Here is a 20,510-nt window from a genome sequence, read left to right on the forward strand (position 1 = left end):
AATTTATAACAAGAATCAGATCTGTATGGTATATTTTGGTGTAAAGGAAGAGGAGTGAAGGGAATGCTTTTAAAGAAAAGATCAACTTTAGGCGAGAAAAATGGTGTTTTCTATGTAAATGGACAAATAAGATTCCAAAGTGTTTCCTTAAATGTTTACAGTTATTTAGTTGATGGAGTTTTAATTGATACGGGCGCACAGTCCTTACATACATTTTTCGAATCATTTATTGATGAAGCGGATTTTGATCAAGTCATGATCACTCATTTTCATGAAGACCATACAGGCTGCGCGGCTTATATTGAGAAAACCAGGAATCTTCCTATTTTTTTAGATAAAAAAACAATTGAGTATTGCGGAAAGAAGGCGGATTATCCACTTTACCGGAAGCTGTTTTGGGGAAGAAGAAAGCCTTTCCATGCTCAAGCAATGTCAGAAACATTTTCATCCAGAAATGCGGGTTGGGATGTGATCGATACCCCTGGACATGCCCATGATCACAAGGTGTTTTTAAACCGGGAAACAGGTCAATTGTTTACAGGGGATTTATTTGTAAGCGAGAAAACAAAAGTCGCATTAGCAGAGGAAAGTATCCCGCAAATTATTCATTCATTAGAAAAGGTATTGATGTATGATTTCCAGGATGTCTTTTGTAATCATGCAGGATTTGTTGAGGATGGCCGAGAAGCTCTTAAGCGTAAACTTGATTATTTATTGTCCATACAGCAGCAAGTATTATCCTTACACAAAGAAGGAAATCAAGCAGAGCTAATCTGCGATAAACTCTTTCCGAAAAAATACCCAATTTATAAGTTATCGAGGGGAGAATGGAATTCACTTCATATTGTCACATCGATTTTAAAGGGGAATACAATTTAACAATACAAACTTTTAAACCGGTAAAGCATAGAGTTGGAGCTTTACATGAAAATTTTTGAAAGATGAATATTTAATAGTTGAATTTGACCTCTAACTCCTATATTATCTAGTAAGACAATACGATATATTGTGTTGTCTATCAATTTAACGACTACATATTGAATATGCCGGTAAATATGGTGCCTGAAAAAGGCTTAATAGGGAATCTGGTTGAAGTCCAGAACTGTTCCCGCAACTGTAAGTGCTGACGAAATAAGTGATGACCACTGTCTAAAAAATAGATGGGAAGGACTTAAAGTAGGATGAAGGCACAAGTCAGGAGACCTGCCATGTTTATACGTGTTATCTTCTTCGGGAATTGGGAAGGTAAAACGAGGATCAACTAGCAGACTCTCCATATCTATGTGTCTATTAGTGATCAACGTTTACAAAACCCATCCTTAGTGATGGGTTTTTTTATTCCCATTTTTTCTCCTGGAGCAGTGATTCAATTGAAAAGGAGCAGGAAAATGGAAGCAATATCATCGGACGTTTCAAGAACGATTCAATCGCACCTAGTTTTACCGCCGGATACGAACCATATGGGTACCATTTTTGGTGGGACAGTCCTCGCGTATGTGGATGAAATTGCGGCGATTGCTGCAATGAAGCATAGCAGGAAGGTAGTTGTGACAGCCTCAATTGATTCAGTGAATTTTTTATCCTCAGCGAAGGTCGGAGATATTTTAACACTTGAAGCCTTTGTTATCTCGACAGGCCGGACATCGATGGAGGTCTTTGTAAAAGTGGAAAGTGAAAATCTCGAGACCGCCACAAAAACGTTAACGACCACTTCAATTTTGACGATGGTGGCAAAGGGCTCCAATGGCGGACCGATACCTGTTCCCGGTGTTCTACCAGAAACAGTTGAGGAACGGGCATTGCTAAAAACTGCTGAAGTGAGAAAGCAGCGACGTCTGGAAATGAGGAACTCAAAAGCTTAGGAGGAGATATAAATGATTGCCACAATGAAAAAAGAAAACACAATACATTTAATAAGAGAAGTTGTAAGAATACATCCTGATCTGGATTTTACAGAATTTATCGTAAAGGTCCTAAAAAATTTGGAAGTTAAAGATATGTCTCAAGATCAACTTGAGAACATGTTCATTTTAACCGCGATAGAAAGAATCAGCAGTCATGAACCGGACTGGACCTATGTTGCTGCTCATTTTTATTTAAAAAGGTTATATAGACTCAGTGCGGAGACTAGAAAAACCAGTGAAAACCGTGGCTATGGTTCTTTTTATGGATTGATTAACACACTAGTTGAAGTGGGGATTTATGATAGACAACTGCTAAAATCGTATTCTAGGGATGAAATTGACTGCTTGGAAAAAATAATTAACCCTGAGAAGGACCGGTTATTTACTTACATAGGCCTTTTGACAATGGCTGAAAGGTATTTGGCCAGGTCCCATAAAGGTGAATTTCTTGAATTGCCTCAGGAACGATTCATGATCATCGCAATGACATTATTGGCGAATGAGCAAAAAGAGAAACGAATTGAGCTGATTGAGGAAGCGTATTGGGCTCTTTCCAATCTCTATATGACAGTCGCAACCCCTACGCTATCGAACGCAGGGAAAAGCTATGGGCAATTGTCGAGCTGCTTCATCGATACGGTCGAGGATGATTTAAGGAGCATTTATGATTCGAATACCGATGTATCGACACTGAGTAAAAATGGCGGAGGAATCGGGATTTACCTTGGGAAAATCAGAAGCAGGGGCAGTGACATCAAGGGTTTTAAAGGAATCAGTTCAGGTGTGATTCCGTGGATGAAGCAACTGAATAATACGGCAGTCTCTGTTGACCAGTTAGGGCAAAGACAGGGAGCGATCGCTGTATATCTAGATGTTTGGCATAAAGATATTTTCCCATTCCTTGACGCGAAATTAAACAATGGCGATGAGCGGCAAAGAACACATGACTTATTCACTGGTGTTTGCATTCCTGATTTATTCATGGAGCAAGTGGAGAAGCGGGGAGACTGGTATTTGTTTGATCCGCATGAAGTAAGGCGAGTAATGGGATATTCGCTGGAGGATTATTACGATGAAGAAAAGGGCGAGGGATCTTTTCGAGAAAAATATTGGGAGTGTGTGTACCAGCAGGAGTTGTCTCGCGAGGTGGTGCCTGCAATCGAAATCTTTAAGTCAATTATGGTGTCGCAGCTAGAAACCGGCACACCTTATATGTTTTACCGGGATACAGTTAACCGCCTGAATGCCAATCAACATAAAGGGATGGTATACTGCAGCAATCTTTGTACGGAGATTGCCCAAAATATGAGTCCTACCGTTCTGGAAGAGGAAAAGGTCAAGGATGGAAAGATCATTATTTATAAAAAGCCAGGCGATTTCGTCGTTTGTAATTTATCATCCATCTCACTGGCAAAAAGCGTGATGGATGATGTGCTGGAAAGGCTGGTTAAAATCCAGGTAAGGATGCTCGACAATGTGATCGAGATCAATGAGATTCCTGTTTTACAAGCTCAAGTGACCAATAAGAATTATCGCGGAATTGGGCTTGGAACATTTGGGTGGCATCATTTGCTCGCTTTAAAAGGGATCAAATGGGAAAGTGAAGAGGCGGTTTCGTATTGTAATTCCTTATATGAAGAAATTGCCTACTTCACCATCAAGGCAAGCCATGAACTTGCAAGGGAAAAGGGAAGTTACCCATACTTCGAGGGATCAGACTGGTGTACTGGCAGATATTTTGAAAAGAGGGACTATAGTTCTGAAAATTGGCGGGAGCTAATGAGTGAGGTAAAAAAAGATGGCATTCGGAATGGGTATTTAATGGCTGTGGCTCCGAACTCTTCCACTTCAATCCTTGCTGGTTCAACGGCAAGTATTGATCCAGTCTTCAGAATCGAATATTCCGAGGAGAAAAAGGATTATAAAATACCAGTCACAGCACCTGATCTTTCACCAAGGACGACATGGTTTTATAAATCTGCCTACAATATCGACCAGCATTGGAGCATCAGGCAGAATGCCAAACGCCAGCGTCATATTGACCAATCCATTTCCTTTAATTTGTATGTGAGGAATGATATTAAAGCAAAGGCCCTTCTGGATCTTCATATGGATGCCTGGAAATCGGGACTGAAAACGATATATTATATACGCTCTACTTCAGGTAATGAAATAGATGAATGCGAAAGCTGCCATAGTTGATTAGGAGGATAGAAAACATGATAAAAAAACGATCTATTATTGATGTTGATGCTCCAAACGCCTCGACAGGCCTTATCAATGGCCGAAGCTCAAATATCCTGAACTGGGATGATGTCCGCTTTCCATGGGCCTATCCAAAATATAAAAGAATGCTAGGTAACTTCTGGACACCCTTTGAGATTAATATGTCTAAGGATATCAAAAAGTTTCCAGCACTAACAGAAGATGAAAAGGATGCTTTCTTAAAAACGATTGGGCTTTTAGCTTTACTGGACAGTATCCAAACGGACTATGCCGGGAAGGTGGCAGATTACTTAACCGACTCAAGTCTGAATGCCCTGATGATCATTTTGGCGCAGCAGGAGGTCGTCCATAATCATTCATATAGTTATGTATTATCAAGCATTGTTCCGAAATCAAAACAGGATGAAGTGTTTGATTACTGGAGAACAGAGCCGAGTTTACGGGAAAGAAATGATTTTATCACTGACGGCTATAAAGGATTTGCTGAAGAACCAACTGTTGATAATCTATTACGATCCATCGTGTATGACGTGATCTTGGAAGGACTCTTCTTTTATTCAGGATTTGCCTTCTTCTATAACCTGGCCCGCAATCAAAAAATGGTCGGAACCAGCACGATGATCAATTATATCAATCGTGACGAACAGCTTCATGTGGGATTGTTTGAAAAGATTTTCAAGGAGATTTTAACAGAGAATCCTGAATACGATACCCAACAGCTAAAAGACTTCGGAACCGCTGCCTTTTATAAAGCAGCTGAACTTGAAATCGAATGGGCAAGTCACATCATTGGCAACAAAATCGATGGACTGCTCATGCCAGACCTTGAAGCGTATATCAAATTCATGGCCAATAAAAGGGCCGAACAATTAGGCTTCGAGGCACCATTCGAAGGGCATCGCTCCAATCCATTGAGATGGATCATCGCGTACCAGGAAGTCGACCTCGGAAAAACGGATTTCTTTGAGCAAAAATCAAGACAATATACGAAAACGTCAGATGCAAATGGGTTTGATGAGCTTTAGGGAAATCATAACGCAGATCAATGGGAGAGTTGCCAAGATATTTGGAGAACTCTCCCTTTTACATATGAGGATTTACTATTTTTATGGCTATGTTGAAAAATGGTATTGATTTTTTTAAGAAAAAAAGACCTCTTTTAAGGTCCATTTTTTGTTTATAAAAAGTATATAAAATCAGCAATCCCAAGAGAAATTAATCCAGCCAAACCAGAAATCATTGCTATTTTTGTTCTGAAATTCCTATGGTCTTCTGTTTCTGAATGAAAATTAGCTCTTTGTTGTTGTCCATCCGTCCAAGCCCCAATAAAAATACCGGAAATAATAATGCCAATGAAACCAACAATAAAAAACAATTTCAACATTTACGTTCCCCCTCTAAGTTCAATAATTCACTTACTTTTTGAACATAAATTTGTTTCGTGAAATTTTATAGATTTTGCTCTGGTAATCTTAGGCTATTGTATGGGACATCTGTTCAGAACAGACAGCTATCAATGATCATTTAACTTAATCGTAGTAATTTCACTAGCGTCCCTTTTTACTTCCAGAGAACAAATGTTCGTTTTATTTGAATGTCCACAGTGTGATCGAACATAGCGTTTTTAAAAAAAGTATACTATCTATTTTTATAGATATTTCTGTATAATTATTATGTTGCTATTTAGATAAATAAACTAATAATCTAGCTGGTTTTCAATTTAAGGGGGTTCCAATGGGATGACAACGATCAGTGAAAATTTATATAAGCAGGCTGTAGAAGACCGCCGCGTTCTACATCAATATCCTGAACTGTCTGGACAGGAATATGAAACATGTAAATATATCCGCAACAGACTTGAAGCATTAAACATAGAAATACTAAATTTTCAGCCTCCAAGCGTGATCGGCTTTGTAAAAGGACGGGTAGGAGAGAAAACGATCGCATTGCGTGCAGATATCGATGCACTTCCAATGCAGGAAGAAGGGGACAAGCCATATATCTCTATGAATCCTGGTGTTGCACATACATGCGGGCATGATGGGCATACGGCCGTGCTGCTCGCAGTAGCGGAATGGATTGTAAATAATAGAGAAGAAGTGAATCATAATATTGTTCTCATTTTTCAATCCTCTGAGGAAATAACACCGAGCGGAGCAGATCAATTGATAAAAGAAGGTGTTCTGGAAGGCGTGGATTCCATCTATGGACTTCACTTATGGCAAGGCATGAAAAAAGGTAACCTTGGTTTGGCACCTGGTCCGATGATGGCTTCCTGTGATGATTTTGAAATTACAATAGAAGGCTATGGGGGACATGGAGCTTCGCCGCATGAAACAGTCGATCCTATTTACGTAGCTTCACATGTTATGCAGGCATTGCATGGCATTGTCAGCCGAAAGTTGAATCCAATTACACCAGGTGTCGTAACAATCGGGAAAATGGAGGCCGGTTCCACCTACAATATTATTCCTGGCACTGCATCGCTTCATGGAACTGTCCGCGGACTGACAGTTGAAGCAGTAGAGACCATGCGAACGCAGATCCAAAAGCTGACTGAAGGAATATGTAATGCTTTTGGAGCAGAGGGGAAGGTTGAGTTTATTTTAGGAACACCTCCGCTCGTGAACGATGTAAAAGAAAGCAGCTTTTTAGAAGGGATTATCAAAAGTGCCTTTGGAAATGAATGTTTTGAATCAGTCACGCCAGTAATGGGGGCAGAGGATTTTTCGCATTATTTGCTGCATAAACCGGGGGCATTTGTATTTGTAGGAATGGGCGGAGAAAAGAGTCAATACCCGCATCATCATCCCATGTTTGATATCGATGAAGAGGCTTTGCCGATTGCGATTAAGTTATTTATTGAGATTATTAAAGCGTAAATATTCTTATTAAAGTGAAAAAAATAACGTGAATATGAATCTTTTGCACAGTCCCCTGTTGGATGGTGCTTTCTTTCTATTGATGATTCCATTCCTTGTTTAACAAATGAGTTCAGCATAAGATCATATTGGTTTTAAAAGATAGTAAGGGAACATAAAGTTTATCATGAACCAGTTACAGGTATATGGATATAACCAAAGTAATCGTTTTGTCGAGAAACTCTTCATTTTTAAGAAAATGAAAGTAGCTTTTAAAATAACTAAAGCAATGTTCTCCGGGATTTCTTGTGATTTATTTGGTCATTCTATTAATAGCGAACTTTTTTAAGACTTTTTAGTTAAGAAAGGTGAGAGGCAGATGGACTCAATTTGGCTGGAGTATGCCTGGGCATTGCTCATTTTAATTGGATTAGAGGGGCTGTTATCCGCAGACAATGCTCTTGTACTTGCTGTAATCGCTAAGCATTTACCTGAAGAGCAGAAAAAACGAGCGATCACATACGGAATTATTATGGCATTTGTTTTTCGTTTTGCTGCGCTTTTTGCCATTTCTTTCATTGCAAATGTTTGGCAGATACAGGCGATTGGAGCAGCTTATCTTCTTTATTTGGGCTTAAAGCATGTCATTAAAGCCCGTTTCGGTAAGGAAAATGAGAATGTTCACGAGGATGATGAAGAAAAAGCCGCTGGGAAAAGCTTTTGGCCAACAGTTGGAAAGATTGCTCTGGCAGACCTGGCTTTTGCGATTGATTCGATTCTCGCTGCCGTTGCTCTTGCGCTAGGACTTCCAGATTCACCGCTTAAAGACTTTGGAGGCATGGATGGCGGCCAGTTTATCGTTGTTGTTCTTGGAGGAATAGCTGGACTTATCTTGATAAAATTTGCTGCAACGTGGTTTGTGCAGCTGCTTGAGAAACGACCTGCGTTGGAGACAACAGCATACGCAATTGTTGCCTGGGTTGGTGTGAAACTTGCTGTCATTACTCTTGCACACGAGGATATCGGTGTGCTGAATCATGATTTTCCTCATAGTACAGTTTGGACTTTGATATTCTATGGAGTATTGATTGCGATTGCTCTATTGGGCTGGTTTGCACCGGGCAGTAAAACCGTGCAGAAAGAAATTCCCTAAAAAAATTAATCTTAATTAATGAAAAATGGGACGATGATGTGCATTGGAAGCACACCATCGTCCCGTTCTTTTTTCAAATTACTAATGATTTTCAACTCGCTTAGCATTATTTGCTGCATATCCAAGGATTGCTCCAGCTAGGGCACTTGCAAGCATCATGACAATGGCTGGGTGAATCACCGTGTAAAATGGACGAAGTATGTCGATAAGAAATCCCCAAATCCCAAAGCCGATCATGCCAGCAGGGATGAATACTTGCATATTCTTATAAGCATAACCAAGCAATCCACCGCCGAAGAACCCCATGATTAAACCCACGAAAAGCAAGCCTAAATCTAGAACGCCTAATACAACAAACATTGGAATCGTGAAGCCGAAGAAAAAGCCTATAGAACCTAATAAGGATGATAGAATTGTGAATTTAATATCACGTACTGGAATGCTTAGGAAAGCACTGCCAATCATACCGAAAAAAATGAAAGCAAGGATCATGTAGTCACCTGCTAAGCCAGCCATTAAACCACCAACACCAAAACCAATCGCTCCATAAAGTTTATAGGACACGATCATCATCTCCCTCATGAGTATAGCTGCATTTTTTTTCCAAGGAATTGAACTATTCTTTTATTATATGAAGGAAATTTCACGGTTGTTGTTAGCTATAAGCCCATTTTAAAAAAGGATATTATATTTGTGCTCTTTAGCGCACTTGATTGATACATTCAGAATTAGTAGCCGGATTTTTTGAAAGGGTGTAAAATTTGGTATTATTGATTGAAGAGAATGGAGAGTTTGGTCAATAGAGGTAAAGAAAGTTCCTATGTATACACTAAATCTGCAGGGGCAGAATCTTAAATTGGAAAAATGATAAACGGAAGAGGTACAGCGAGATGAACAAACAGGAAAGTAGCTATAGATGGGTAGTGTTTGGTACCGTTTTGTTTGCTTACTTTTTAATGGTAAGCCAAAGAACTGCTCCAGGACTCATTACCGATCAATTAATGAAAGATTTTCAAGTTTCAGCGGCAACGATTGGCCTTATGAGCAGTATCCAATTTTTAGCCTATGCCGGATTACAGATTCCGGTTGGTTTGTTATCTGACAAATATGGTCCCAATCGGTTTCTTATTATCGGCACGCTTCTTACTGGGGTCGGAAGTCTGCTCTACAGTCTTGCTCCTAATGAATATCTTTTGATTTTCTCGCGATTTATCGTTGGAACGGGAGATTCAATGATTTTTGTTAACTTGGTAATAATTTTAAGCCAGTGGTTTAAGGCAAAAGAGTTTGTTGGATTGCTCGGTGTGGTTTCGATGGTAGCGAGTCTTGGTTCCTTATCAGCGACTGTTCCTTTTTCCTTGTGGATTACAAACGCAGGCTGGAGAATACCATTTCTCAGCATTGCTATCATTTTAGTGGTTTCATCATATCTTCTATATACTGTTCTTGTATCAAAACCGAGAAAAATATTTATCGACGATACGAAACGAAAGAAAAGTTCAGTGAAGGAAAGAGAAAGTGTTTGGAAGATTCTGCGCAGAATGCTTTCGACCCGACAGGCATGGGCAACGTTCCTCTGCCATTTTGGTGTGGTCGGCACTTATGTTGGTTTTATCGGGTCATGGGGAGTACCATATGGAATTCACGTGTTTGACTTGTCCCGATCAGTGGCAAGCCAGCTGATCATGTATGGACTTTTTGGAGCCATCATTGGAGGCCCTTTAATTAGCTGGATTTCAAGCCGGCTCGATGCTATAAAAAAGATATATTTCATCATTCACTTGATTGTCTTTTTTAGCTGGATCGTGTTGTTTTTATCCGGTGTGGAACCTCCATATATTTTGGTGGTTGTTTTACTGTTTATCATTGGTTTCGGTAATGGGGCGAGTTCATTAACCTTCGCAGTGGTACGAAAATCCTTTCGTATAGAAGAGGTCGGTGTGATATCGGGCTTTGCCAATATGGGAGGCTTCCTCAGCGCAGTTTTATTGCCAATCATATTTGGAAAAGTGCTGGATTTATTCCCCCAGAACTCATTAAACCTTGGTTATCATTATGGGTTTACCATTCCCGTCCTGTTTTCATTATTGGGATTAATAGGAGTTAGTTTGATACAAGAAGAGAAACAAAGGGAAACAGAGGGACGGTTCTGATGTTCCTGCTTCAGCGGAAAGTTTGTGAGGCTGGGGAGCATGTTGCGTGGGATTGAGAGAATAGTTTGAGTATAAAAGAGATAAATGACGGTTTTTTAGCGGCTGGCCTTGGAATCGAGGCTGGCTTTTTGTATTTTAATCGTGACTTTGCAATCATAACTTCAACCGTAGATAAAACGAGGTTAACCGTTAATAAAATTCGTTTAACCGTTAATAAAATTATTGCAACCGTTCATTTATTCTCTTCAACCGTAGATATAATTGAAAATGGTTATTCAGACATAAAAAAATCATTATAAAACAGTTAGATTAGCAGATCATTTCTATGTAAGCAATGAATTCATATGAAAACAATAAGGAAGTGACCAATAAGATTGAAAAAGAAAGGATATACTTAATCTTCCAGACTGTTAATGCCGAGTAAAACAGAGGGACGGTTCTCTTGTTCCATTTTGGAACAAGAGAACCGTCCCCATGTTCATGGAAAGAGCATCTTTTCTGCCAGCTCCGGAAAATCGATAAAGGGATTCCGGTTTCCTTGTATATAGTAGATGGCCTGGTTGCGGTGTTTTTCGTACAGGGTTGGTGGGAACTCTTGCACCCATCGTTTGAGCAGGTCGATATCGACTTGCACTTTAAATTCCTCTTTAATCATCTTTGGATAGCGAAGTAGAAAGTAAAGCATAGCTCTGGCGCTAGTGCCTTTTCCGTGTTCTGGCTCAAAGAGGAGGCCTGAGCATACACCGCAATTATTTTTAAGCTGTTCATCCGGTGATTCGGGTGTGTAAAAATCGAAATCTGTATACGGAAAGTTGGAACGTTTGATATTGCATTTCGGGTGGCAGACAAATAGATGGTGCAAGTCGCCCTTCATCGGTTCTGTTCCCTCGAACCAAGATTGAGGAACAATATGCTCGGTATTCATCTTGAAGGTTTCCTCAAAGAGCTTTATTGCTTTTATTGATTGAAATCCATGCTGCTGTAATTTCCTGGACCGCTTTCTGAACTCATCATACTTTTTTCTAAGTGTTTCCTGGTCCTCTTTTATCAGTGTCTCTGGATCTTTTTTCTCGCTGGAATAGATACTTTTTGCGGAGCCATCTGGATACAAATCGACCCATGTATACAAATATAAGTCCTTACTTAAGAAGTAGGGAAGCTGGTTTTTATGCGTTTTTGAAACAACAGTGTGAAATTTATAAAAAAGAGCCATCTCCGAAAGGTCCATTTCCTCTGCACCGCGGTAATACTCCTTTATATCCGCCTCATCCTGCTGTGGATCGTAATAAAGCTGCTTGTTATTTTTGATTTTCCGTCTGTTTTCCCGCAAAATCGTTAGCAGCTTCTTAAGATCAATGGGATCATGAGGACTATTCCACTGCTTATTTACCCTATGCTGCTTTTGGAAATCTGACATAGCTTACTCCTTATCCGTATCATTTTTATATAGTTTACTACCTTGGAGGGAAGAACTTCAAACAAAAGCAAGCCTATTTTTCACATGGATGTGTACACAAGAAGAGCTATACAATGGAAGGATGGAAATAAATAAATCAGCAGTTTAGGACATATGTCCTTTCCGACATGCCTGTATTTATCATTTAATGGATATATTACATTCAGGTATTAGGGAGAGATAAAATGAGAGGCATTATTTTTGCGTTATTAGGAGGGGCGTTTATAACCCTTCAAGGTGTAGCGAATTCTAAAATCAGCCAGGATATTGGAACATGGCAGACAGCAACGATCACTCAGTTCACAGGATTCCTGGTGGCTTTTATCATACTATTGTTTGCTCGTGAGCGAAAATGGCAAGGGATAAAGACAGTGAAGCCATTATATTTAATTGGCGGTACATTTGGAGCCATTGTTGTATTTGGAAATGTCACTGCCATTCATTTTATCGGAGTAACGCTTACCGTTTCAGCCATGTTGATTTCACAGCTGGGAATGACAGTATTGATTGACCGAAACGGATGGTTCGGCATCATGAAGCAAAAAATGAAGATGCCGCAGCTAATTGGTATTACAATGATGATAACAGGTGTTGTGATTCTCGGATTGTAAGAACATGGGGACGGTTCTCATGTTCCACTTTGGAACACGAGAACCGTCCCCATGTTCACAGGAATAGAGGGATAATATTTATGAATGAAATAAAAGATCCAGGACGGCTGATGGAGTATTTGCAAACCTACGGGATTGAAGCCATATTTAATGATGAGATTATTCCATTTTTATCACTATATTCTTTTGAACAAGGTGAGCTGATCTTTTCGCAGGGAGAAGCTACACAGTACCTTTATGTACTTGTAAAGGGGAAAGTGAAGATTTTTACAACTTCGGAAGAGGGAAAGACCCTGATTCTTTCTTTCAAAACTCCATTAGAGGTAATCGGGGATATCGAATACGTTAGGGGGATTGACACGATCAATACAGTCGAAGCAGTTTCTCCCGTCTTGATGATCGGTGTCCGTCAGAGCGTAATTAGAAAATATTTAAAGGATCATTCTCCGTTTTTGCAATTTTTACTTGAAATTATTACAAAGAAGTTTTATGTGAAATCAAATTCGATGCGTCTCAACTTGATGTACCCGGTCGAGACACGTTTAGCAAGCTATCTGGTATCGATCGCCTATGATGAAAATGAATTATTGGTTAATGGGCAGTTAAGCACATCCCATCTCCCGGATATAGCTAATTTAATTGGAACAAGCTACAGGCATCTGAATAGGGTCATCCAGCAGTTTTGTGAGCAAGGATTGGTTGAGCGCAACAAGGGAACCATCCTGATAAAAAACCTTCAAGGGCTAAAGCACCTTGCTAATGACAATTTATATGAGTAAGACGATATGGAGGAAATGGTATGCTTCTTGGATTAGTAAGTGCAATCATCGCAGGGACGCTTGTTGGCCTGCAGAACATCTTCAATAGCAAGGTCAATGAAAAAGCCGGTTCATGGGCCACAACGGTATTGGTATTAGGCTTGGGCTTCCTGGCTTCCTTCATCCTCGGCCTCTTCTTTGAAGGCTCGCAAATGTTCAATTTGCAAAATATGAAACCTTGGTACTGGTTCAGCGGCTTATTAGGAATCGGCGTCATAACAGGAATCGTTCAGGGCATCAGATATCTGGGCCCCACGTTCGCGATCTCGATTGTGTTAACCTCACAGCTAGGGTTCGCGGTGTTATGGGATTCATTAGGTTTGATGGGACTTGAAAAAGTACCGTTCACGACCAAACAATTAGCAGGTGTCCTGTTCATAATTGGTGGAGTAATCGTGTTTAAGTGGAGTGAATTCAGAAAGGTCGACCAAGCAACCAAACTTAATCAAAATAGTAAAAAAGCAACAGCATCTTGATACATGGGGACGGTTCTCATGTTCCAATTTGGAACACGAGAACCGTCCCTTTGTTTTACCTTTGTTTTACTGTTTCTAATAAGTGCGATAGGTGTATGGGTCTCCGGGTTGGTCAATGTTATCCCACTTTTCTACTTTTAGGACGGGTATATTGGCTTTGAATGGCTGGTAGTACTTGGTTGTTAATTTTCCTTTTACATGGAGCCACTGGTCATCCTGGATCTTTGTTTCTTCAGGGAACTCGACGAGCATCCCGAATGCTCCTGAGTCTGCGATGCAGTGGATGACACCAAATCGAAGGACGAAGATTTGCTTTTTACTGATTGATTCTCCCTTAAAGGCGAAGCCATCAAATTCGATTGTTTTATCTGTGAACTCCCCGGGGAACTGATAGATGGTTTCCATTCCCTTTAGAAAATCTTTATCTTTCAAGGCTATATTCTCTTTGTCTATATAATTTTTGAGCTCTTGGTTCATGAGCTCATCATAGCCTTCTTTCCCATAATAAACACTGGTATCGGGTTTTAAATACTGAGTCTGGGCATATTGATCATTCGTTTCCAATGCTTTAAAAGAAAAACCTTTAGATTTGACAATAGTAGAATCCAAAGTTGCAATTGGAAAAAAGAAACCCGAAATAAGCGGGAAAATGAAAATAGTGTAAATGAAAATTCGTTTATACCATGGCTTATTCTGCTCATGGTCATGGTCATGATCATGGTTACAACAGCCCTCTGATGAACAGCCTGTTGAATCAGAATCCTTTAAATAATAATAAGCCTGTACTACAGTCAGCACGCCGAGAATCCACATCGCCGTATAGGATAAATAAGAATATTTCATATTTATATATTTTGTGAGATTCCCAGATGCATGCAGATGGAAAAAGAAATACGTAAACAGCATCAAAATAAGAGTCCGGATCATACCATCACCCCAATGAGCAAGGACCCTGCCAGTACTAAAATGGCGATATATAAAATCAATTGTCCGACGAAACGTTTCTTGAACACGGCAAGCATCATCATTGTATTTTTGATATCTACCATTGGCCCGAACACCAGGAACGCTACTAATGACCCGGTAGAAAAAGTACTCGAGAACGATGAGGCGATAAATGCGTCAGCTTCTGAACATAGGGAAAGGACGAACGCCAAACCCATCATTACGAGTGAAGAAGATGCCTCATTCTGGCCAATTTGCAATAAAGTAGAAGTCTTAATAAAGGTTTGCATCGCGGCTGCGACGAATGCACCCACAATCAGATATTTTCCAACTGAGAAAAACTCCTCCACAGCATGACGAAGGGTACCCATTATTTTCCCCCATATTGTTTGTTTCTCATGACTGTTGTGACGATGTTGGTTAACAGCCAGCTTTTCCAATAGTTGATTATCCTTGTACTGATACGAAAGAATGATCCCAACGATGAACGATATGATAAGTGCAAGCCCACCGCGGTACATCATCATCTCCCAGTTATTTCCGAATGCAACATAAGTTGAAAAAAGAACGATAGGATTAATAACTGGTCCTGTCAGCATAAATGCGATACCAGCGTGCAAAGGAACACCCTTTTGGAGAAGCCTTCGTACGATTGGAACAATCCCGCATTCACATGCAGGGAACAAGGCACCTAGTAAGGTCGCATAGATTACAGCAAGAAACCGGTTCTTAGGTATGACTTTTGCCAGCATTTCTTCCGTGACAAAAATCTGAATGACACCAGCAATCAGAACACCAATTAGCACAAATGGAATGGCTTCTATTAATATACTAATGAAAATAGTATTCAACTGCAGAAATGATTGAGAAAGCATAATGTCCCTCCGTAATTTTGAATCAAAATCATAGTATAACACATGAACGGAGCACAATTACTGTGAAATATTCATGATAAAGTGAACCAATTTCATACATGGGCATGATTTGTTTGTTTGCCGGAATTAATAGATAAATGTACTCGATTGCAGTATGTATTGATAATTTTTATATGATAAAGATTTGCTAAAAAACGACATAGTCATGTTATAATCTATAAAAGAATGAAAGCGTATAGATTATTTTAGACATAGGAGCTGGAAACAGTGAATCCGATCGAGAGATTTTCACAATATTTGATAGAGAATGCTGAAACGATCAGTAAAGAAATTGTTGCTTATAATTTAGAAAAGCTGGAAATGAAGCTGCCTGAAGAAATCATCGAACGATCCATAAACACAAATATTGATTTTTTAACGTTTCTTGGCAACACGTTGAATCAGTCGAACGAAGAGGTAACCGAAAAGTTTATAGCATGGCATAAACAGCAGCAGGCAAATCAAAGAGATTATCAATTCAGCTATGAAGAAATCGCAAATATGTTAAAACCATATGCAGAGACTCGCCTTCAATTGATTAATATGCTGACCAAAGTATCAATGAGAGAAGGGCTTTCTACGGAGGAAGCCGTTTATGTCAATAGCCGCATCAGCTATTTGCTCGATTTGAGTATTACGGAATCAATGTTAGAACGTGAAAGATTGGCTCATGACATGAATAGAAAGAACCAAAAAATCATTACCGAGCTTTCTTCACCAGTCGTTCCTCTGCAAAATGGAATGGCGATTCTTCCGTTAATCGGGGAATTCGATTTTGAGCGCAGCGACCATATTATGAACCATGTTATCCCAAGAATCAGCGAACTGAAAATCAGGCATCTGATCATAGATTTTTCTGGAATCGCGAATATTGATGCGGAAGTGGCTTCAAGGATCTTCAATGTAAATAAGGTACTGGGCTTGATTGGAATCAAAACGATGCTGACAGGGATTCGTCCAGATTTGGCTATTAATGTGATCACCGCAGGTATCGATTTTTCTAAATTAAATACGTATGGAACAGTGCAGCAGGCGATTCTTGCTCAGGCTTAAATGAAAATAAACGATGAAACAGCGGCAGTTTGCGAACTGCCGTTTTTTGCATTTCACGATTTGTCGAAAGCTTAATCTTATATATTTATCAGAATTCTTTTAAAATGAAAAAGGAGATTACCTATTTCTTCCTCCATTGACTGCTCATCGGGAAAATACTCCTTAATCTTGTGGTATTGAAATTACTATTGGATTGGCACTCTGTTCATTGGAGATAGCTTTCACATAACCATAAAAAAGGAGTGAAATAAAGATGGAGTTCCAGCTAATTAGACATTCTACTTTGAAAATCAAATTCAATAACCTTACTATTCTGGTAGACCCTATGTTTAGCCAAAAGGGAAGTCTTGCTCCAGTTTCAAATGCTGCAAATGACGATCGTAACCCTTTGGTAGATCTTCCAGTTACAGTGGAAGAAGTCATTCAAGATGTAGATGCTCTCATTGTCACACATTTACATAGAGACCATCTGGATGATGCTGCTATACAAACCCTGCCTAAGGATCTGCCAGTCTTTTGCCAGCCTGAAGATGATTTGAAGCTTCTCGATTTTGGTTTTACCAATGTAATGAAGGTGCAAAAGGAATTGGAATGGAGCGGGATCAAGCTTTCAAGAACCGGTGGACGACATGGCTCTGGAGAGCTGGCAGAGGCGATGGGCCAGGTATCGGGATTTGTTTTAGCGTCTGAAACTGAAGAGACACTGTATATTGCCGGTGACACTGTGTGGTGCGATGAGGTAGAAGATGCAATAAAGACCTCAAAACCTAAAGTGATCGTTTTATATGGCGGGGAAGCTCAATTCCTGTCAGGAGATCCAATCACAATGGGCATTAATGACATAGAGAAAGTCAGCAGCTTTGCACCAGATTCCACGATTGTAGTTGTCCATATGGAGACATGGAACCATTGTTTATTGAAACGAAGCACCTTAAAGGAGTCAGTTGAGGCATATGAATTAACGAATGTCATTGTCCCTGAGGATGGGGAGAAAATCAACTTTTAAAATGGTTAAGAAAATGGTGTAGGAGCAGTCATCAGTTCAAGCTTTTTCAACACTTCAGTAATCAGGAGGAATAAATAAATGATCGCCACCCAATATAAGATTGCGTTGCCAAGTGATTATAATATGGAAATAATCAGAGATCGGGTAAGAAACAATGGTCATAAAACAGACGGATTTGAAGACCTGAAATTCAAGCTCTATCTAATCACCGAAAAGGGAATAAATCAAAATTTGCAAAATAGTTATTGCCCAATCTATCTTTGGAAAGGGAGCAATGGACTAAACAAGTTTTTATTTAACGGTTACTACGACAATATACTCAATTCCTTTGGATGGCAAAACGTAAATATTGGTGTCCCGCTCATTGATAAAACAACCTCTAGAATCAAAGAGAATAAATATCTCTTTCAAACCAAAGGAGATATTAAACCGCAGGAAAGTCTAAATAATTTAAAAGATAAAATAGAGGAGAGCATTCCAGCAATCGCAGATACTGAATATATCGTGATTTACAACCCAGATAAATGGAAGTACGAAGCGTTCTACTTTATAAATGATGTTGACCAAGTAAAAGAATTAGATGGAGAGATTTATCAAATCCTGTACGTATCTCAATAAAAACGCAGGGACGGTTCTTGTGTTCCTTATGGAACACAAGAACCGTCCCCATGTTCATGGGGGTTCCTTGATGACAAATAATAGATTGAATCCTAAGGTTGATGAATTTTTAAGTAAGGCTGATAAATGGAAGGAAGAATATGAAACGTTGAGAAAAATCGTTCTCGACTGTGGCTGTGAGCTGACCGAAGAATTTAAGTGGATGCATCCTTGTTACACGTTTGAGAATAAAAATATCGTTTTGATCCATGGATTTAAAGATTATTGTGCGCTTTTGTTTCACAAAGGTGCCTTGTTAAAGGATGCGAATAAAATTTTAATCCAGCAGACGGAGAATGTGCAGGCGGCGCGGCAGATTCGGTTTACCAATGTTCAAGAAATAACTGAAATAGAAACCGTTTTGAAAGCCTATATTCTTGAAGCCATTCAAGTTGAAAAAGCTGGTTTGGAAGTCAATTTTAAAAACACTACAGAATACATAGTTCCTGAAGAGCTACAAGTTAAATTCGATGAAATCCTTGATTTGAAAACTGCTTTTGAAGCGTTGACGCCGGGTCGGCAACGAGCATACCTTCTTTATTTTTCTCAACCCAAACAATCCAAAACACGAACTTCGAGGGTTGAAAAATATATAGGGCAAATTCTCAGTGGAAAAGGATTGAATGATCAGTAAAAAAACAGGGACGGTTCTGATGTTCCTTTTTGGAATATCAGAACCGTCCCCATGTTTACGATCAATCTCCATCTAGCATTCTGAATACTCCGCCGAGGACACTACCTTCTCCTCTGTTTTGGCCTCCTGCTTGTGGGGCTGCTGCAAATACGCGGCTTGCGAGGCGGCTGAATGGAAGGGACTGGATCCACACTGTTCCTGGTCCTCTTAGGGTTGCAAAAAATAGACCTTCCCCGCCGAATAACGCTGTTTTGATTCCTTTGACCATTTCGATGTTGTAATCGACATTGCTCGTCATCGCGACAAGGCAGCCTGTATCGACCTTAAGAACTTGACCTGGTAAAAGTTCTTTTTTATGTATCGTTCCGCCGGCGTGAACAAAAGCCATTCCGTCTCCTTCAAGCTTCTGCATAATGAAGCCTTCGCCACCAAAAAAGCCTGCGCCAATCTTCCTTTGAAATTCGATGCCAACAGAAACCCCCTTTGCCGCAGCAAGAAACGCATCCTTCTGGCAAATGATTTTGCCCCCAAGCTGATTTAAATCCATCGGGACAATTTTGCCAGGGTATGGTGATGCAAAGCTGACATGCCTTTTGCCATGGCCCGCATTCGTAAAAGTGGTCATGAACAGACTTTCACCAGTCAGCATACGCTTTCCCGCTCCGAACAATTTCCCCATCACTCCACCGCTGCCGCCAGAGCCATCACCAAAGATGGTTTCCATTTGGACCTGATCATCCATCATCATCAAACTTCCCGCTTCAGACACTACCGTTTCATTTGGGTCCAGCTCGATTTCCACGAACTGCATGTCATCTCCATAAATCTTGTAATCAATTTCATGGTTTTTCATAGGCTTTAGCCTCCTAAAAGATGTTCGAATACACTTTTATTTTACATCTTTGGCTGGTATGTGACTATTTTAGATTCAATTATTACTAGTAAAATATTTTAACAAGACATTTGTAAAATCATTTTCTATTTTATTGATGGGGAAATGTGCAAACAAGAAAAGACAAGTGACGGGTGGATGCTCAGCGATTGTTCTGATGTTTTTGGAACAGGAGAACCGTCCCCGTGTTTACATTTGGAACAAGAGAACCGTCCCCATGTTCACCCATGTTCTTACGAAATTAGGCTTTTGTATCAGTGGCAATACCCACCCACTGTACATAAATTGTTGGGGAGTGTTCTCAATTATTAATGTATTTACTTTGTATACAGAATTGTTTGTTGAGAACTCGACTTTTTTTGTTTCTAGTTTCTAGAGCCATTGGTAAATTGTTTGGGAGGTTATGTAGATGATGAATGATTTTCACAGTGAACTACAAAGGCTGAATGTTGGTGATTTCCAGGCTACTCAGCCGGTTACATGGGATCAAAATCAATATAATGCTGGTGACGAGCGAATTTTCGGCTTAGGTTTTGGCGGATTTGGAGGATGTTTTGGCTTCGGTTTCGGTTTCCCATTCTTTAGCTGCTTTGGCTGTGGTGGCTGTTTCCGTTGTGGAGGATGCTTCCGTTGTGGCGGCTGTGGCCGGTGCGGTGGATGCATGCGTTGTGGCGGCTGTGGCGGTTGCGGACGCTGCCATCGTTAAGTGGATGAATGAACGGTAAATTCTAATATGAATAGCCCCTGCCGG

22 protein-coding genes and 1 riboswitch are annotated in these 20,510 nt (G+C 40.0%); of the genes, 16 read left to right on the top strand and 6 right to left on the bottom strand.

From position 1 onward, the window contains the following. Positions 1 to 63: 63 nt before the first annotated feature. From AABM38_RS10750 to AABM38_RS10765, 4 genes are all read left to right on the top strand, one after another. Entirely contained in the window at positions 64 to 879 is an 816-nt protein-coding gene (locus AABM38_RS10750; protein ID WP_423410366.1) for an MBL fold metallo-hydrolase, read from the top strand. 160 nt (positions 880 to 1,039) lie between these two features. Next, positions 1,040 to 1,225: riboswitch (cobalamin riboswitch) on the top strand. 163 nt (positions 1,226 to 1,388) lie between these two features. Further along, positions 1,389 to 1,862 carry an acyl-CoA thioesterase gene (locus AABM38_RS10755; RefSeq protein WP_423410367.1) on the top strand — a complete coding sequence of 158 codons (474 nt, stop codon included), beginning with the start codon at positions 1,389 to 1,391 and terminating at the stop codon, positions 1,860 to 1,862. A 12-nt stretch (positions 1,863 to 1,874) separates the two neighbouring features. Next, a complete protein-coding gene (locus tag AABM38_RS10760; RefSeq protein ID WP_423410368.1) occupies positions 1,875 to 4,106 on the top strand; it encodes a ribonucleoside-diphosphate reductase subunit alpha in 2,232 nt (743 codons plus the stop codon). Positions 4,107 to 4,123: 17 nt separating this feature from the next. Beyond that, entirely contained in the window at positions 4,124 to 5,155 is a 1,032-nt protein-coding gene (locus AABM38_RS10765) for a ribonucleotide-diphosphate reductase subunit beta (protein ID WP_423410369.1), read from the top strand. Between the two features lie 152 nt (positions 5,156 to 5,307). Here the strand turns inward: AABM38_RS10765 and AABM38_RS10770 are convergent, their stop codons facing one another. Continuing rightward, positions 5,308 to 5,514, bottom strand: a complete 207-nt coding sequence (locus AABM38_RS10770; protein WP_423410370.1) for a DUF5316 family protein — start codon at positions 5,512 to 5,514, stop codon at positions 5,308 to 5,310. Positions 5,515 to 5,869: 355 nt separating this feature from the next. Here AABM38_RS10770 and AABM38_RS10775 point away from each other — a divergent pair, with 355 nt between their 5' ends. Beyond that, complete coding sequence (locus tag AABM38_RS10775) at positions 5,870 to 7,012, top strand: M20 metallopeptidase family protein (protein WP_423410371.1); 1,143 nt, start codon at positions 5,870 to 5,872, stop codon at positions 7,010 to 7,012. Between the two features lie 358 nt (positions 7,013 to 7,370). Beyond that, positions 7,371 to 8,144 carry a TerC family protein gene (locus tag AABM38_RS10780; RefSeq protein WP_423410372.1) on the top strand — a complete coding sequence of 258 codons (774 nt, stop codon included), beginning with the start codon at positions 7,371 to 7,373 and terminating at the stop codon, positions 8,142 to 8,144. Positions 8,145 to 8,225: 81 nt separating this feature from the next. On the opposite strand, the gene AABM38_RS10785 is transcribed toward AABM38_RS10780, so the two are convergent. After that, on the bottom strand, positions 8,226 to 8,708 hold the full coding sequence (locus AABM38_RS10785; protein WP_423410373.1) for a hypothetical protein: 483 nt from the start codon (positions 8,706 to 8,708) through the stop codon (positions 8,226 to 8,228). Positions 8,709 to 9,034: 326 nt separating this feature from the next. On the opposite strand from AABM38_RS10785, the gene AABM38_RS10790 reads away from it, so the two are divergent. Beyond that, complete coding sequence (locus AABM38_RS10790) at positions 9,035 to 10,297, top strand: MFS transporter (RefSeq protein WP_423410374.1); 1,263 nt, start codon at positions 9,035 to 9,037, stop codon at positions 10,295 to 10,297. A gap of 65 nt (positions 10,298 to 10,362) precedes the next feature. Continuing rightward, positions 10,363 to 10,596, top strand: a complete 234-nt coding sequence (locus AABM38_RS10795; protein ID WP_423410375.1) for a hypothetical protein — start codon at positions 10,363 to 10,365, stop codon at positions 10,594 to 10,596. Between the two features lie 179 nt (positions 10,597 to 10,775). Here AABM38_RS10795 and AABM38_RS10800 read toward each other — a convergent pair whose 3' ends face one another. Beyond that, positions 10,776 to 11,714, bottom strand: a complete 939-nt coding sequence (locus tag AABM38_RS10800) for an endonuclease I family protein (protein ID WP_423410376.1) — start codon at positions 11,712 to 11,714, stop codon at positions 10,776 to 10,778. Positions 11,715 to 11,938: 224 nt separating this feature from the next. Between AABM38_RS10800 and AABM38_RS10805 the strand changes: the two genes are divergently transcribed. From AABM38_RS10805 to AABM38_RS10815, 3 genes are all read left to right on the top strand, one after another. Next, positions 11,939 to 12,364, top strand: a complete 426-nt coding sequence (locus AABM38_RS10805) for a DMT family transporter (protein WP_423410377.1) — start codon at positions 11,939 to 11,941, stop codon at positions 12,362 to 12,364. 80 nt (positions 12,365 to 12,444) lie between these two features. After that, positions 12,445 to 13,143, top strand: a complete 699-nt coding sequence (locus AABM38_RS10810) for a Crp/Fnr family transcriptional regulator (protein WP_423410378.1) — start codon at positions 12,445 to 12,447, stop codon at positions 13,141 to 13,143. A gap of 20 nt (positions 13,144 to 13,163) precedes the next feature. Beyond that, complete coding sequence (locus tag AABM38_RS10815) at positions 13,164 to 13,658, top strand: DMT family transporter (protein ID WP_423410379.1); 495 nt, start codon at positions 13,164 to 13,166, stop codon at positions 13,656 to 13,658. A 75-nt stretch (positions 13,659 to 13,733) separates the two neighbouring features. Here AABM38_RS10815 and AABM38_RS10820 read toward each other — a convergent pair whose 3' ends face one another. Both AABM38_RS10820 and AABM38_RS10825 read right to left on the bottom strand, forming a co-directional pair. Beyond that, complete coding sequence (locus tag AABM38_RS10820; protein WP_423410380.1) at positions 13,734 to 14,585, bottom strand: TIGR03943 family putative permease subunit; 852 nt, start codon at positions 14,583 to 14,585, stop codon at positions 13,734 to 13,736. After that, entirely contained in the window at positions 14,582 to 15,478 is an 897-nt protein-coding gene (locus tag AABM38_RS10825; RefSeq protein WP_423410381.1) for a permease, read from the bottom strand. The genes AABM38_RS10820 and AABM38_RS10825 overlap by 4 nt, the downstream gene beginning before the upstream one ends. Positions 15,479 to 15,745: 267 nt before the next feature. Between AABM38_RS10825 and AABM38_RS10830 the strand changes: the two genes are divergently transcribed. The 4 genes from AABM38_RS10830 (at position 15,746) to AABM38_RS10845 (ending at position 18,867) form a co-directional block, all read left to right on the top strand. Further along, entirely contained in the window at positions 15,746 to 16,570 is an 825-nt protein-coding gene (locus AABM38_RS10830) for an STAS domain-containing protein (RefSeq protein WP_423410382.1), read from the top strand. A 253-nt stretch (positions 16,571 to 16,823) separates the two neighbouring features. Next, on the top strand, positions 16,824 to 17,576 hold the full coding sequence (locus tag AABM38_RS10835) for an MBL fold metallo-hydrolase (protein ID WP_423410383.1): 753 nt from the start codon (positions 16,824 to 16,826) through the stop codon (positions 17,574 to 17,576). A 78-nt stretch (positions 17,577 to 17,654) separates the two neighbouring features. Continuing rightward, a complete protein-coding gene (locus AABM38_RS10840; RefSeq protein WP_423410384.1) occupies positions 17,655 to 18,194 on the top strand; it encodes a DUF4865 family protein in 540 nt (179 codons plus the stop codon). A gap of 70 nt (positions 18,195 to 18,264) precedes the next feature. Next, positions 18,265 to 18,867: a YdeI/OmpD-associated family protein gene (locus AABM38_RS10845; RefSeq protein WP_423410385.1), complete on the top strand. Its 603-nt coding sequence runs from the start codon at positions 18,265 to 18,267 to the stop codon at positions 18,865 to 18,867. A 61-nt stretch (positions 18,868 to 18,928) separates the two neighbouring features. Here AABM38_RS10845 and AABM38_RS10850 read toward each other — a convergent pair whose 3' ends face one another. Next, positions 18,929 to 19,720, bottom strand: a complete 792-nt coding sequence (locus AABM38_RS10850; protein WP_423410386.1) for a TIGR00266 family protein — start codon at positions 19,718 to 19,720, stop codon at positions 18,929 to 18,931. Positions 19,721 to 20,171: 451 nt separating this feature from the next. Here AABM38_RS10850 and AABM38_RS10855 point away from each other — a divergent pair, with 451 nt between their 5' ends. After that, positions 20,172 to 20,465 carry a heterocycloanthracin/sonorensin family bacteriocin gene (locus AABM38_RS10855; RefSeq protein WP_423410712.1) on the top strand — a complete coding sequence of 98 codons (294 nt, stop codon included), beginning with the start codon at positions 20,172 to 20,174 and terminating at the stop codon, positions 20,463 to 20,465. The last annotated feature ends 45 nt before the right edge of the window (positions 20,466 to 20,510 follow it).

It is taken from the genome of Heyndrickxia sp. MSNUG (assembly GCF_049532715.1).
GTDB lineage: Bacteria > Bacillota > Bacilli > Bacillales > Cytobacillaceae > Mesobacillus.